The sequence below is a fragment of the Pseudotamlana agarivorans genome (genome assembly GCF_001642835.1).
Classification (GTDB): domain Bacteria; phylum Bacteroidota; class Bacteroidia; order Flavobacteriales; family Flavobacteriaceae; genus Pseudotamlana; species Pseudotamlana agarivorans.
In genome coordinates, this window is the sequence record NZ_LXEI01000001.1 from 37,728 (window position 1) to 53,073 (window position 15,346).

Annotated in this window: 14 protein-coding genes; 11 read left to right on the top strand and 3 right to left on the bottom strand. The window is 35.0% G+C overall.

The window, feature by feature from the left end:
* The first annotated feature begins 42 nt into the window (after positions 1-42).
* The 8 genes from A6I66_RS00155 to def all read left to right on the top strand — a co-directional run bounded on the left by A6I66_RS00155 (position 43) and on the right by def (position 8,766).
* Positions 43-498: a GAF domain-containing protein gene (locus A6I66_RS00155; protein WP_067144643.1), complete on the top strand. Its 456-nt coding sequence runs from the start codon at positions 43-45 to the stop codon at positions 496-498.
* A gap of 218 nt (positions 499-716) precedes the next feature.
* Positions 717-2,249, top strand: coding sequence for a bifunctional phosphoribosylaminoimidazolecarboxamide formyltransferase/IMP cyclohydrolase (gene purH / locus A6I66_RS00160; protein WP_067144645.1), 1,533 nt, complete (start codon positions 717-719; stop codon positions 2,247-2,249).
* Between the two features lie 189 nt (positions 2,250-2,438).
* Complete coding sequence (locus A6I66_RS00165; RefSeq protein ID WP_067144647.1) at positions 2,439-3,467, top strand: rod shape-determining protein; 1,029 nt, start codon at positions 2,439-2,441, stop codon at positions 3,465-3,467.
* An 18-nt stretch (positions 3,468-3,485) separates the two neighbouring features.
* Complete coding sequence (gene mreC, locus A6I66_RS00170) at positions 3,486-4,310, top strand: rod shape-determining protein MreC (protein WP_067144649.1); 825 nt, start codon at positions 3,486-3,488, stop codon at positions 4,308-4,310.
* Positions 4,303-4,809, top strand: coding sequence for a rod shape-determining protein MreD (gene mreD / locus A6I66_RS00175; protein WP_067144651.1), 507 nt, complete (start codon positions 4,303-4,305; stop codon positions 4,807-4,809). Before mreC ends, mreD begins: the two co-directional genes overlap by 8 nt.
* Positions 4,806-6,761: a penicillin-binding protein 2 gene (mrdA, locus tag A6I66_RS00180; protein ID WP_067144653.1), complete on the top strand. Its 1,956-nt coding sequence runs from the start codon at positions 4,806-4,808 to the stop codon at positions 6,759-6,761. Before mreD ends, mrdA begins: the two co-directional genes overlap by 4 nt.
* Complete coding sequence (rodA, locus tag A6I66_RS00185; RefSeq protein ID WP_067144655.1) at positions 6,742-8,019, top strand: rod shape-determining protein RodA; 1,278 nt, start codon at positions 6,742-6,744, stop codon at positions 8,017-8,019. The genes mrdA and rodA overlap by 20 nt, the downstream gene beginning before the upstream one ends.
* A 126-nt stretch (positions 8,020-8,145) precedes the next feature.
* A complete protein-coding gene (def, locus tag A6I66_RS00190) occupies positions 8,146-8,766 on the top strand; it encodes a peptide deformylase (RefSeq protein ID WP_067144657.1) in 621 nt (206 codons plus the stop codon).
* A 14-nt stretch (positions 8,767-8,780) separates the two neighbouring features.
* Here the strand turns inward: def and gldC are convergent, their stop codons facing one another.
* Together gldC and gldB are read right to left on the bottom strand one after the other, a co-directional pair.
* Positions 8,781-9,119, bottom strand: coding sequence for a gliding motility protein GldC (gene gldC / locus A6I66_RS00195; protein WP_067144659.1), 339 nt, complete (start codon positions 9,117-9,119; stop codon positions 8,781-8,783).
* The gene (gene gldB, locus A6I66_RS00200) at positions 9,119-10,075 is read right to left on the bottom strand and encodes a gliding motility lipoprotein GldB (protein WP_067144661.1); all 957 of its coding nucleotides are present in this window, start codon (positions 10,073-10,075) and stop codon (positions 9,119-9,121) included. Before gldB ends, gldC begins: the two co-directional genes overlap by 1 nt.
* A gap of 92 nt (positions 10,076-10,167) precedes the next feature.
* On the opposite strand from gldB, the gene nadE reads away from it, so the two are divergent.
* Together nadE and A6I66_RS00210 are read left to right on the top strand one after the other, a co-directional pair.
* Positions 10,168-10,956 (top strand): NAD(+) synthase, encoded by a 789-nt coding sequence (nadE, locus tag A6I66_RS00205; protein WP_067144663.1) that lies wholly within the window; start codon positions 10,168-10,170, stop codon positions 10,954-10,956.
* 103 nt (positions 10,957-11,059) lie between these two features.
* Positions 11,060-11,689, top strand: coding sequence for a response regulator (locus A6I66_RS00210; RefSeq protein ID WP_067144665.1), 630 nt, complete (start codon positions 11,060-11,062; stop codon positions 11,687-11,689).
* Here A6I66_RS00210 and dnaG read toward each other — a convergent pair.
* Positions 11,684-13,642 carry a DNA primase gene (gene dnaG, locus A6I66_RS00215; RefSeq protein ID WP_067144666.1) on the bottom strand — a complete coding sequence of 653 codons (1,959 nt, stop codon included), beginning with the start codon at positions 13,640-13,642 and terminating at the stop codon, positions 11,684-11,686. The genes A6I66_RS00210 and dnaG overlap by 6 nt on opposite strands.
* Before the next feature lie 258 nt (positions 13,643-13,900).
* Here dnaG and A6I66_RS00220 point away from each other — a divergent pair, with 258 nt between their 5' ends.
* Positions 13,901-15,343: a circularly permuted type 2 ATP-grasp protein gene (locus A6I66_RS00220; protein ID WP_067144668.1), complete on the top strand. Its 1,443-nt coding sequence runs from the start codon at positions 13,901-13,903 to the stop codon at positions 15,341-15,343.
* Positions 15,344-15,346 lie beyond the last annotated feature (3 nt).

Consider the following 15,346-nt stretch of genomic DNA (forward strand, 5'->3'; position numbering starts at 1 on the left):
AATTACGTCTTTTTAAATACTTTTACCAAAACTTTTAAAATTATGATTTTTGAAGCATTAAAACCACAAGTAGAAGCCATTATTTCAAATGAGATAAAAACGGTTGATGAACGCTTATACAGTATTTGTGAATTACTCGAAAAAAATATCGCCTATTACAATTGGGTAGGCTTTTATTTTAGTCACCCTTCAAAAGAAGAACTTCACCTTGGCCCTTATGTAGGCGAACCTACAGATCATACAATTATTCCCTTCGGAAAAGGTATTTGCGGACAAGTCGCATTAAGTAACAAGAACTTTGTTGTGCCCGATGTAAAAGCTCAAGACAACTATATTGCTTGTAGCATTACCGTTAAAGCCGAAATAGTCATCCCTATTTTTGTAAATGGTAAAAACATAGGACAAATTGATATTGACTCTAATACCGCTGATCCTTTTACAGAATTAGACGAACAGTTTTTAGAATTTGTTTGCGAAAAAGTAGCAAGCATACTTTAGCAAGTAAAAATAAAACATAGTCGCATTTATTTCAAGCAGAAGTTCTGAAACGCATCCATAAATCTCAAATTCTAATTGTCTTTTTTTAACAAATCACAGCTTGTTTTTTAGAAGAAATAAGTACTTTTGCACTTATTTTCAAAACCCAGTGTAACACACTGATAAACAACATAAAGTTATTTTTAATAACGAATAATTAAAAACATAACACAATAGAAATGAGCAACGAAAAAACAATTAAGTCGGCCTTAATTTCAGTATTCAGTAAAGATGGTTTAGAGCCCATAGTTAAAGAACTTAACAAACAAGGTGTTACCATTTACTCTACTGGTGGTACCGAAAAATTTATTAACGATTTAGGTATTAACGTTGTTCCTGTAGAAGATGTGACCTCATACCCTTCTATTCTTGGTGGACGTGTTAAAACATTACACCCGAAAGTTTTTGGTGGTATTTTAAATAGACAAAATCACGAGGGTGATGTTGCCGAATTATCAGAATACGACATTCCACAAATTGATGTGGTTATTGTTGATTTATATCCTTTTGAAAAAACAGTAGCTTCAGGAGCAAGTAACCAAGATATTATTGAAAAAATTGATATTGGAGGTATTTCTTTAATTCGTGCTGCTGCTAAAAATTATGCAGACGTTATTTGTGTATCTTCAGTTAACGATTATGCTGAATTTTTAGAAATCATCTCTAAAAACAACGGAAGCATTTCTGAAGAAGACAGAAAACGTTTTGCTGGTAAAGCTTTTAATGTGTCTTCGCATTACGATACGGCCATCTTCAACTATTTCAACCAAAATAATGAAGAAACTGTATTAAAAATTAGTGATCAAAACGGTAAAGTGCTTCGTTATGGTGAAAACCCTCACCAAAAAGGCTATTTCTTTGGTAATTTCGATGAACTATTCACGAAACTGAACGGAAAAGAGTTAAGCTACAACAACTTATTAGATGTTGATGCTGCCGTTAATTTAATGAACGAGTTTAAAAACGAAGCGCCTACTTTTGCCATTTTAAAACATAACAATGCTTGTGGTTTAGCACAGCGTGACACCTTACATCAAGCTTATGTAGACGCCTTAGCTGGCGACCCTGTTTCAGCTTTTGGAGGGGTTTTAATTTGTAATACTGAAATTGACTTAGCTACGGCAGAAGAGATTCATAAATTATTCTGTGAAGTGGTTATCGCACCTTCTTTTTCAGCGGAAGCTTTAGAATTACTTCAAGGTAAAAAGAATCGAATTTTATTAGTTATTCACGATATTGAATTACCACAAACGAATGTAAGAAGCTGTCTAAACGGCGTTTTAGTTCAAGACAGAAACAACATTACAGATAAAGCTGAAGATCTTACAAACGTGACTAATTTAGCACCAACGCAAGCTCAAATTGACGATTTATTATTTGCTTCAAAAATTTGTAAGCATACCAAATCCAACACTATTGTACTTGTAAAAAACAATCAATTATGTGCTAGCGGTACTGGACAAACAAGTCGTGTAGATGCCTTACAACAAGCCATTCATAAAGCAGAATCCTTTAACTTCGATTTAAATGGAGCGGCTATGGCAAGTGATGCATTTTTCCCTTTCCCAGACTGTGTAGAAATTGCTAAAAACGCTGGAATCACATCGGTTATCCAACCAGGAGGATCTATAAAAGACCAGTTAAGTATTGATTATTGCAACGCGAATGATGTGGCCATGGTCATGACAGGAACGCGTCATTTCAAACACTAAATTTTAAAACAAAAACGATCTCATCGGTTTTTAAATGTTTTCCTAGCATCTAAAAACCGATGAATATCGTATAAGATTCAGAACTTATATTTTAATCATAAAATGAAGTCGGTAAAAGGTGTATATTTATATACTTTTATTACATTTACGGAATTCGTTTTTAATCTACTATTAAACTACTATTAGCACATGGGCTTTTTTGACTTCCTTACCGAGGAAATTGCGATGGACTTAGGTACCGCGAATACTCTTATTATACACAACGACAAAGTCGTAGTTGATGCGCCTTCCATAGTTGCTCGAGATAGGATTTCAGGAAAAATTATAGCCGTTGGTCAAGAAGCCAGCTTAATGCAAGGTAAAACTCATGAGAACATTAAAACCATTCGCCCGTTAAAAGATGGTGTGATTGCCGATTTTGATGCTTCAGAACAAATGATGAGTATGTTTATTAAAAACATTCCAGCATTAAAAAAGAAGTTCTTTACCCCTGCTTTACGATTAGTAATTTGTATTCCTTCTGGAATTACAGAGGTTGAAATGCGTGCGGTAAAAGAAAGTGCAGAACGCGTTAATGGAAAAGAAGTTTACTTAATTCACGAACCAATGGCTGCAGCTATCGGTATTGGTGTAGACATCATGCAACCTAAAGGAAATATGGTAGTGGATATAGGTGGTGGTACTACCGAAATTGCTGTTATTGCCCTTGGTGGTATTGTTTGCGACAAATCGGTTAAAATTGCAGGTGATGTGTTTACTAGTGATATCGTGTATTACATGCGTACACAACACAATTTATATGTTGGTGAACGTACGGCTGAAAAGATAAAAATTCAAATTGGTGCTGCTACTGAAGATTTGGAATTACCTCCAGAGGATATGAGTGTTCAAGGACGAGATTTACTTACTGGTAAACCTAAACAAGTATCTATTTCTTATAGAGAAATTGCTAAAGCCCTAGATAAATCGATTTTAAGAATTGAGGATGCCGTAATGGAAACCTTATCTCAAACACCTCCAGAATTAGCTGCAGATATTTACAATACAGGAATTTATTTAGCAGGAGGAGGCTCTATGCTACGTGGTTTAGACAAACGTTTATCTCAAAAAACAGATTTACCAGTATATATTGCTGAAGATCCATTAAGAGCTGTAGTTAGAGGTACGGGTATTACACTTAAAAACCTACCTAAATTTAAAAGCGTATTGATCAAATAAGATTCTTTATAAAACACCATGCAGCAAATTATTAATTTTATAATTCGGTTTAAAAACTTTTTACTGTTTTTGTTGCTGTTTTGTATCTCGCTAACCTTTACAATTTTATCTCATTCGTACCATACCAGTAAGTTTATTAATTCTGCCAATTTTTTCACAGGTGGTTTTTACGAATCTTTTCATCATATTAATAGTTATTTAGATTTAAACACGCAAAATGACTTATTGTCTGAAGAAAATAGAAACCTTCGTGATGCTCTTTACAACAATGTCGCAACATCCGATTCTATTTTCACAGATACCGCTTCGTACGATCACAATTACAAAGTCTTTACCGCAAAAGTTATTAAAAACAGCTATAACATTGCAAATAATATTATCACTCTAAACAAAGGCTATTCGGATAGTATTCAGCAGGATTTTGGTGTTATTTCCTCAAAAGGTATTATTGGAATTATTGAAAAAACAAGTGCAAACTATGCCAGTGTACTCTCCATTCTAAACACAACGAGTAGAATTAGTGCGCAGTTAAAAAAGACCAATCATTTTGGCACGTTAATTTGGGAAGCCGATTCACCTGCTTTTATCAAGCTAATAGATATTCCTAAAATAGCGCCTGTTCAAGTTGGAGACACCATTATAACCTCTGGTCGTTCGTTTATATTTCCTAAAGGTGTCCCTATTGGTACCGTAAACGATTTTAATTTAGACCGTGCCGAAAATTACTATGAAATTAAGATTAAGTTATTTAATGATATGACCAATCTTGAACATGTTTATATTATCGAAAATTTAGGATCAGAGGAAATAAAAAACCTTTTAAACGACAGTGCAGATGAATAGTATTTTATCCGTTCATACCGTCCGTTTTATCGTTCTAATCATTTTACAGGTTTTAATATTAAATCATATTAATTTTTTAGGATATATAAACCCTTATTTATACATCCTTTTCATTGCCTTATTCCCTATAAAAAATAACCGTTTAGCTATAATTATACTAAGTTTTTTGTTAGGGTTAATTTTGGATATTTTTCTAGATTCTGGAGGTATTCATGCCGGAGCATCGGTTTTTGTAGCATACGCAAGACCGTTATTTTTGAAATTTGCTTTCGGAAGTATGTTTGAACACCAAATCATTAAATTTAACACCGTAGAGTTTGGATCCAAGCTAACTTATTTTTCCTTACTGACGGTAACCCATCATTTTATTTTATTTTTATTGGAGGTTTTTAGTTTTTCAAAAATAATTTTAATCCTAGAAAAAACGTTATACTCAAGTATATTTACTATTTTATTAGGCGTTTTAATGACCATTATTTTTAGTCGGAAAATTAAATGAGACAATTTTTATTATTTATCACCATAATTGTAGTTGCCCTAATCTTTATATCTAGACTTTTTTACCTACAAATTTATAGTGGAGGTTCTCACAGTCTATTTGAAGATAATGCGATTAGGAAAGTTTACGACTACCCCAAACGAGGCTTTGTATTTGACAGAAACGGCAAACTCCTTGTTGCCAACCAACCGTCTTACGATGTGATGGTCATTCCTCGTGAAGTTGAACCTTTAGATACTTTAGAGTTCTGCTCCTTGTTAAAAATAGATAAAGCCCGCTTTCTGAAACAATTTAATAAAGCCAAACACTATTCACCAAGACTTCCTTCAGTTTTTGTTTCGCATTTATCCAAAGAAGATTACGCTGTTTTACAAGAAAAAATGCGAAAATTTCATGGATTTTATATTCAAAAAAGGTCTTTAAGAAATTACGAAACCACTATAGGAGCTAATGTTTTAGGGGATCTTGGAGAAGTAAACAATCGTACTATAGAGAAACAACCTTACTACAAAATGGGTGATTTGATAGGTAAGCAAGGCGTTGAAGCCTCTTACGAAAAAACCCTACGTGGTGTTAAAGGCATCAAATTCATCCAAAAAGACCGATTTAACAGAGATATTGGACCTTACAAGGACGGACAATACGACACCATTCCAGAGCCTGGAAAAGACATCACGATTACTATTGATGCCGACTTGCAAGCCTATGGTGAGATCTTAATGACAAACAAACGTGGAGGGGTTATTGCCATTGAACCTGCATCTGGAGAAATTCTAGCCATGGTAGCAGCTCCTACTTACGACCCTAATATTTTAGTTGGAAGGGATCGCTCAAAAAACTTCACCAAACTCTACAATGACTCTATAGCCAAACCGCTTTTCAACAGAAGTTTACAAGGTGTTTACTCTCCGGGATCACCTTTTAAACTGATGAACGCTTTAATTTCTTTACAAGAAGGGGTTATGTCACCACCAGATATCGTTACATGCTATCGTGGTTACCATTATGGAAGAAGCTTCATGAAATGCCACTGTGCTTATGGTACGAGAAATAATTTAATTTCTGGTATACAACACTCTTGTAATGCCTATTTCGCTACAGTTTATCGTAAAATATTAGATAAAAATGGAAATGCTTCTAAAGGTATAGATGTTTGGGCCGAACATGCTAAAAGTTTTGGATTAGGAGAATACTTAAATAACGATTTATTTGTTGGTCAAAAAGGAAGAATTCCAGACCGTGAATACTATAAATACGCCTATCCTAAAACGTTTTATTCCTCATATACGGTTTCCAATGCTATCGGACAGGGTGAAGTTGCTACGACTCCTATACAATTGGCTAATATGGCCGCTGCCATTGCTAATCGCGGACACTTTTATACCCCACATATCATTAAAAAAATAGAAAACGAAACGTTACCTGATCAATTTACCGTGCCTAAACACACGACTATTGACAAGCAACATTTCGAGCCAGTAATTGAAGGCATGCTACAAGTATACAGAAGAGGTACGGCTGCTGCGTTACAAGTGAAAGACATTGATATTTGTGGTAAAACAGGTACTGTAGAAAATTTTACCAAAGTAGATGGCGTGAAAATGCAGCTCACCGATCATTCCATTTTTCTTGCTTTTGCACCAAAAGACGATCCGAAAATTGCTATAGCTGTGTTTGTTGAAAATGGCTATTGGGGAAGTCGATATGCTGGAAAAATTGCCAGTTTAATGATTGAAAAACATATTAAAGGCTACATCACAAGAACAGATTTAGAAACCTGGCTACTTAAACACAGCTTAGAAGCAGAATATGCAAAACCATATTCTGGAAAACCTTTTGGAATAAACGGTCACTCTGCATTCCAGGTTGTTTCAGATGAGGAATACCACAAACTGAAGGCTAAAGTAGATGCACTAGATAATACGAAAAAGGATGGTAAGGGAGACAAATAGATATTTTAAATTCGATTGGATTACAATTTTACTATTTCTTTTATTAGCTGGTTTTGGGTGGCTAAATATACTATCTGCATCCCATGTAGGCACCGAAGTAAATTATTTTGATTTCTCCCAACCTTACGGTAAGCAACTTGCTTTCATAGCCTTTACCCTTGTCATGATTGTTTTTATTTTAGCAATTGATGCCAAGTTCTATGAACGTTTTGCTAGCGTGATTTATATCATATCCATGCTCTCGTTGGTAGGCCTCTTTATTTTTGGAAAAAATGTAAACGGAGCCACCTCTTGGTATGGGATTGGAAGCTTTACTTTGCAACCCAGTGAATTCGCTAAAGCTGCTACCGCATTGGCCGTAGCGAAATATGTAAGCGACCTTAACACCAATATGTCTTTCTTTAAAGATCAACTTAAAGTTTTTGCTATTATCGCAACACCTGCCGTATTAGTGTTACTTCAAAATGACACAGGAAGTACGATTGTATATGGTGCTTTCTTCTTTGTTTTATATCGAGAGGGGTTGCCAAAATTTTATTTAAACATTGCGGTGTCACTCATTTTAATAACCATTTTATCATTAAAATTTGGGGCCGTTATCACTTCAGTATTGGCTGCAGTAGTCACCATAACTATTTACTTTTTTAACAAAAAGAAATTTAGAATTCACCACTTAATTTTAATGTTGATTGGTGCAATCGCGATATCTTTTAGTATCAAAATATTCTATAACAACGTATTACAACCCCATCAAAAAGACAGAATAAGCTTATGGCTACGCCTTGAAAAAGACCCTATAAAGCTTGAAAGAATGAAACATACGTTTGCATACAACCTTAACGAATCTGAAAAAGCCATAAGTTCAGGTAGTCTATGGGGAAAAGGATTTATGCAAGGTACGCGAACTACAGGAAAGTTTGTTCCAGAACAGCATACAGACTACATTTTTAGCACCGTAGGTGAAGAATGGGGCTTTATAGGGAGTAGTATGGTTGTGATTACTTTTCTGCTATTATTATTAAGAATTCTTCATTTAGCGGAATTACAAAAATCACAGTTTAGTAGAATTTATGGATACAGTGTTGCCGGTATCGTTTTTATCCATTTCATGATTAATATTGGTATGGTGATGGGCTTAATTCCAACCATTGGTATTCCTTTGCCCATGTTTAGTTATGGGGGATCGGGTCTGTGGGCCTTTACCATATTGATTTTCATTTTTGTAAAATTAGACTCTAACCGCATTAACGAGTGGTAAATTTTGTTTAGGCAGCATAGTCTGTTTAAGCATTCTTCTCAGAAAGGTGTCTCATAAATTTGTATTCACAAGTCATTTATTTTCACTAAATTGGATACAAACAACACTTAGCTTAATCCATATTTAATGAAGTATTTTTTCTTTATACTACTAGTTGCATTTCTAGTGGTGAGTTGTTCATCATCACATTCCTTCTCTGAAGAAGAAACAAAACTCATTATGAGTGCGGATAGCTTAACCCCTATGCGTGTTTACAAAATCACCAATAAACAAGATTCCGTACTACTTCGAACTAAAAGTAAAGCTATAAAAGCAGATCCGACAGATCCAGTAATTAAGCATTTTGTAAGCAGGCTTTATGCTACCGTTCGCGATAGCATGTCTTTAGGTGTTGGTATCGCAGCACCGCAAGTTGGGGTCTTAAAACAAATTATTTGGGTACAGCGTTTTGATAAAGAGAATATTCCTTTTGAGGTGTACTTAAACCCTAAAATAACCCGTTATTCTAAAAGAAAACAAACCGTAAAAGAGGGCTGTTTATCCATTCCAAACCGTAGTGACGTTTTAAACTGTCGCTCCAACCAAATAGATATTGAATACGATACGATGGATAACGAACATAGGAAAGAAACTGTAGAAAAGTTTACCGCGGTGATTTTTCAGCATGAAATAGACCACTTAAGCGGCATACTCTATTTAGATCATCTAGAAAAAGAAATTCAAGACGCTAACAACTCTTCTGAATGAAAAACCAATAAAGATTAATTTTTCTTCAGCTCCAGCTTCTCTGCAAAATAGTCACAGAAATCCTTCATTGTGGCACTCATTTTTTCATCCTGTGTCGCACGATAAAACGTATCACTCATAGACACTAAAGTTTGATGAAAAAATACTTTCATATCATCAACAGGCATATCTTTTGTCCACAAATCGATTCGTAGGGCTTCCTTAGCATTTGCATCCCAAACAGCAAGCATCATAGCTTTTGCTTCTTCATTAGTAATGCCTCCATCTTCTGCCGTCCAGTGCAGGGTTTCAGGAATACGGTTTTCATCAAGTTCTACATTAAGTTCAATTCTAGATTTATGTGTATTGGCCATTATTTACGTGGTTTAAACTTTGAGTTATTAAAAATTTCTTCACTACTTTTTTGGAGCATGTCTTTAAAAGACACCTCATTATTTTCCATATAAGCTCTAACAATTTGCCAGCCTATGTACTGACCAATCTGTCCTGGAGAATCTGCATCAATTTCGGCAAGATAAAACTTAGAAAACGGTGCTGGATTTATAAAACGGCTCGGAAGCTTTGAATCGGTACTAAATAGGAGTTCGCGCTCTACAAAATAACGCCAAATATAAGCTTCGTTAACTTTAGCCCAATCCAATTGCGATTCTGTATACCCTATACGTTCGGCCTCAGTTTTAAAAGGAAGTATGACATCTTTAAAGTAGAGTTGTTTTCCGAAGTATATCATTTCATCTAAAAAGGACTTACGCTTAGGTTGAAAGATAATCTTCTCGGAATAGGCCGTAGCCATATCAACAACAATTTGTTTTTTATCAAGTTGTTCCCTCAAATACATGGGAATACTACCATAATATTTATGGTCACGACCAAGATAAGCGTCGAGTGCAATAACAGCGATGGTATCGGTAACAATAACACGGTTTCTATAATCCACATCGTTGGTAACAGTAATAACTCTTGGTACCTTAAATTCTGGAAAGTAATATTTTAGATGATTAAACAGAGATTCGATTTCGAATTCCACAGGATCAAAACTAGTAAAAGTTTGATTGACTTCACCAAACAATTCTACCTGTAATGAATCCTCTTTCTTCTCCAACCAAAAGGTATCTGGATATTTATTTGAAAACATAAACGGATAGTCCTGTTTTAGCTTCCCTAAATTTTCCGGAGTGGTTTCAGCAAATAACCTATCAAAGCGCTCTACTTGTATATCGGTATTTATTTTAGCGATGCTGTGCTCTAAACCATTTTCAGTCTTACAAGAAACCACTGTTGCTAAAACAAACACAAGCAATAATTTCATTAAAAACTTAAAGGCCATAAATTTTTATTAATTAAGTGTTTGGGTTATTTTTGTTTGCAAAGGTACTATTCTTTGACTTAAATTCATTTAAAATGCAAACAGAAAAAGTAATTGATCACATCGTAAATTGGCTAAAAGATTATGCTACTAAAGCTGGAGTAAATGGTTTTGTAATAGGGATTTCTGGAGGCATCGACTCTGCAGTCACCTCGACTTTATGCGCCAAAACAGGACTTAATGTCTTATGTATTGAAATGCCAATACACCAAGCAGAAAGTCATGTATCTAGAGCCCAAGAACACATTGCACAACTCAAAGAGCGTTTTGATAATGTTAGCGAAACCAGAACAGATTTAACGCCTGTATTTGAAGAATTTAAGACAGAAGTATTTTTTGATGGCGATCAAGCAACTATAGATATGGCTTTAGCCAATACGCGAGCGAGATTACGTATGACAACACTTTATTACTACGCAGGCCTCTACAAGCTTCTTGTTGCAGGAACTGGGAACAAAGTGGAAGATTTTGGTGTTGGCTTTTATACGAAGTATGGTGATGGTGGTGTTGATTTGAGTCCGATTGCCGATTTACTAAAATCGGAAGTTTACGAACTTGGAAAAGCCTTAAATGTTCCTGAATCTATATTAAATGCTACCCCAAGTGATGGATTATTTGGCGATGCAAGAAGTGATGAAGATCAAATTGGAGCCAGCTACCCAGAATTAGAATGGGCCATGCAAATGGATGCCGAAGGCAAGGTTTCTAGCGACTTTTCCGACAGAAAACAAGAGGTATTTAACATTTACAAACGTTTCAACAATGCCAATAAACACAAAATGATTCCTATACCAATCTGTAAAATACCTACAAATTTATCATAAGAATTGCAATTAATGTATAAAATCATTACTTTTGCAGTAGGCTTTATCTCTCAAAGTAACGCGCTCTCTAATCTGTTACTTAAAACGAAGCTCTCTTAAAATTATGATAAATTTATTAATAGCAGACAATCACCCGATTACAAGAAAGGGACTCGAAGTACTTTTCTCGGCATCTCCTAACATTAATATTGTTGGTAGCGTAGACGATGGCGATGCCATCTTAGAATTTGTAAAGAAGAACCCAGTAGACATTATTCTAACGGAAACAGATTTTCCAAAACTTAATGGATTAACTGTTTTGCGTTATTTAAAAAATGACTACCCAGACATTAAAACGATTATTTTTAGTGCTCAGCCAGAAGAAGTTTATGCTATAAACGCTATAAAAGCTGGAGCTGCTGGATATTTAAATAAATCGGTTAATGTTATTACCATTAATGAAGCCATCTTAAAGGTAGCTGATGGTGGTATTTACTTAAGCAATGACTTAACCCAACAGTTAGCCTTTGGTTCTCGAGTAAATAAAGGAGGAGCTTTTTACAAGAAACTTTCAACCAGAGAATCTGAAGTATTAAAACTTCTAACTATTGGTAAGAAAAACAAAGAAATTTCAAAGGAATTAGATATTAACGAAAAAACAGTTAGTACTTACAAAGCACGTTTAATGCGTAAATTAAAAGTTACTAACTTAGTTGATTTAGTTAATCAAGCGAAACTAACTCAGCAATTATAAAACGCGGTTAAGTTTTCTTGACAATAACATTTTTAGACTCGAATAGTCTTTTACTTCTTCAAGTATATTTCTATTCGTGTCTATTTTATTTTGTAGGGTTTCCTGTTGGAAACCTTTTACTTTTTGATCAATTAGGAAACACCGCAAACTCAATATCGTTTCACTTACAATTTGAGCTATGGTGGTTTCCTTTTCTTTAGGAAAAATATCCATGCGATTCCAATTATCAAGCGTATAGCGTTCATCCTCCATTAAAATAGAAGTGATTTCGTTGGCCATGTCTTGATCGACAGAATTTACAAAGGATTTCAAATCGAATTCGGCCTCTTGGTTCAACCTTTCAATAATCGTGTAGTAAATCAATTTAAACTGCGGATTACTAAATTCCATCTCATCATCTTGCAGGTCTAAAAATATTTTTTCAAACACTTTAGCTTGCTGAATAACAGGTTCTAATTCTAACTCACCACTCTCGGATTCCTTAAGAACTAAATCTTCAAAATCTTTGGTTTTATCACCATAGAGCAATAAAAGCTCAATTATTTTTCGTTCTAAAATGTACTGAACGTCAACTTTTTTCGGAGCCTCTTGGTTTTTTATTACTTCAAAAGCCTGTTGATCCGGTTGTTCTCTTTTATTTACGTCTTGATTGTCCTTTTTATTAATCTGGGCTAAAGTTGAAAACAACACGGCTTCACTAATGTCCATGATTTTAGCGCACTCCTGAATGTAAATTTCCTTTTTTATACGATCTGGAATCTTAGAAATACTATTAACGATATCTCTAACCGTTTCAGCCTTTTTAATCGGATCATTTTTAGACTCCTCAAACAATACTGAAGCCTTAAATTGTATAAAATCTTTCGCATTACTATTTAAATAATCCGATAATTCTTCTAAGGTATTTTGCTTAGCAAAGCTGTCTGGATCTTCCCCTTCTGGAAACGTACAAACCCTAACATTCATTCCCTGCTCAAGGATTAAGTCAATTCCACGAAGAGAGGCGCGCATCCCTGCAGCATCACCATCAAAAAGTACGGTGATGTTTTTGGTTAACCTATTAATCAAACGAATTTGCTCGGAGGTTAATGCCGTCCCTGAGGAAGACACCACATTATGGATTCCTGTTTGATGAAACTGAATCACATCGGTATAACCTTCAACCAAATAGCAATTATCCTCTTTTGCTATACTTTGTTTCGCGAGGTGAATACCGTATAACACCTTACTTTTATAGTAAATCTCGCTCTCGGGAGAATTCACATATTTGGCGGCCTTTTTGTCGGTAATTAAAATTCGACCTCCAAAACCTAAAACACGACCACTCATGCTTTTTATAGGAAACATGACGCGGCCTTTAAAACGGTCAAAACGCTTATCTTCCTTTACAATAGTGAGTCCAGTTTTAGCCAAATAATCGATGTTATAACCCTTTTTTAGAGCTTCATCGGTAAAGGCCTGCCACTCATTTAATGAGTAACCCAAGTCGAACTTATCTATAGTCTCTTCAGTAAATCCACGCTCCTTAAAATAGCTAAGTCCTATAGATTTCCCTTGATCGGTTTTATGAAGAATATTTTTAAAATAATTACTAGCAAACTCACTCACCAAGTACAAACTTTCTTTCTCGTTTGCTTTTTCCTTTTGCTCGTCGGACTGAACCGTTTCTTCAATTTCAATATTATACTTTTTCGCTAAATACCTTAAAGCTTCAGGATAGGTAAAATGCTCATGCTCCATTAAAAAAGACACAGCTGTTCCGCCTTTACCAGTTGAGAAATCCTTCCAAATCTGCTTCACTGGCGATACCATAAAACTAGGAGAGCGCTCGTCGCTAAAAGGACTCAAGCCTTTATAGTTACTCCCGGCTTTTTTTAATTGTACAAAATCGCCAATAACCTCCTCAACACGGGCGGTTTCAAAAATTTGATCTATGGAAGATGGTGATATCAAAATGCAGTTATAATATTATGACACAAAATTAAAGAATTCTACCGGTAAATTTAACTATAAACCTGCTTCATTCATAATACCCTTACATTCCTCGGGTTAGCCCTTAATAAATGAATAAATAACAAAATTACCACTCAAATTTTAGTTTTTATAATAAAATATTTATCGTTTTTTAAAATTTCATGATTAATTATTTGTTAACAAGACAATTCATTGAATTTAATTCAAAATTAACTATCTTTAAAAAAAGTGAAGCTAATGACGAATAAACAATTATTTTCTTCATACCAATTACTTCCTAACACTTGGGATGAAATGTACAGCGACAATTCTAACATTCGTTCGCAGTACGAAATTATCAACGATTATTTGCGAAATACATCAACTAAGGTCTTATATAAAAAAGAAGAACTTTCCAGACAGTTATTTATGAGTCAGGGTGTGACTTTTACCGTCTACAATAACAAGGAAGGCGTTGAAAAAATATTTCCTTTCGATATTGTGCCTAGAATTATCACCGCATCAGAATGGGACCATATAGACAAAGGTATTAAGCAACGTTTAAAGGCTCTTAATTTATTTATTAAAGACATTTATCACGACCAGTTTATTATTAAAGATGGCATTATCCCAGCCGAATTAATATACTCCTGCCCCTACTTTCTACGAGAAATGAAAGGTGTACATGTGCCTCATGACATTTATGTACATATTGCGGGGGTCGATTTAATTCGTAATAGTGATGGTGAATTTTATGTTCTTGAAGATAATTTAAGAACGCCTTCAGGTGTCAGTTATATGCTTGAAAACAGAGAAATTTCAAAACGTATATTTCCTGGAATATTACCTAAAAATAATATCAGGCCGGTATCAGACTATCCGAATTTATTATATCGAAAACTTAAGGAGTTATCCTACCAAAGTAATCCGAATGTCGTGCTTTTAACACCTGGAATTTATAATTCTGCCTATTATGAGCATACCACTTTAGCTAGACTTATGGGTATAGAATTGGTTGAAGGCAGCGACCTCGTTGTTCAGGATCATGTCGTGTATATGAAAACGACTAGCGGATTAAAACGGGTTGATGTGATTTACCGTCGTGTGGATGATGATTTTCTAGATCCCTTAGAGTTTAATGCATCGAGTGCCTTAGGTGTTGCTGGTATCATGGCAGCCTATAGAAAAGGTAATGTCAATATTGTAAACGCTCCGGGAACTGGGATTGCCGACGATAAAGCCATTTACATTTATGTACCAGATATGATTCGGTATTACTTAAATGAAGAACCTATTTTAAACAACATCAAAACATACCAACTTGCCAATCCTGAAGACTATAAATATGTAGTTGAAAACATAAAGAAAATGGTTTTGAAAAAGACCGATGGTAGCGGTGGTTACGGTATGCTCATGGGCCACGAAGCTTCGGATGAGGAGATTGCCGATTACTTAGCTACGGTAGACAAAAAACCTGAAAACTTTATTGCTCAACCTATCCTCAGTTTATCTACAGCACCGTGCTGCATTAATGGGGTTTTATCGCCAAGGTGTATCGATTTAAGGCCTTTTGCTTTAACGGGTACAGATGGTATCGATATTACACCAGGTGGCTTAACCCGTGTAGCCTTAAAAGAAGGTTCGTTGGTGGTAAACAGCTCGCAAGGTGGTGGTAGTAAAGACACCTGGGTTATTCAATAATTA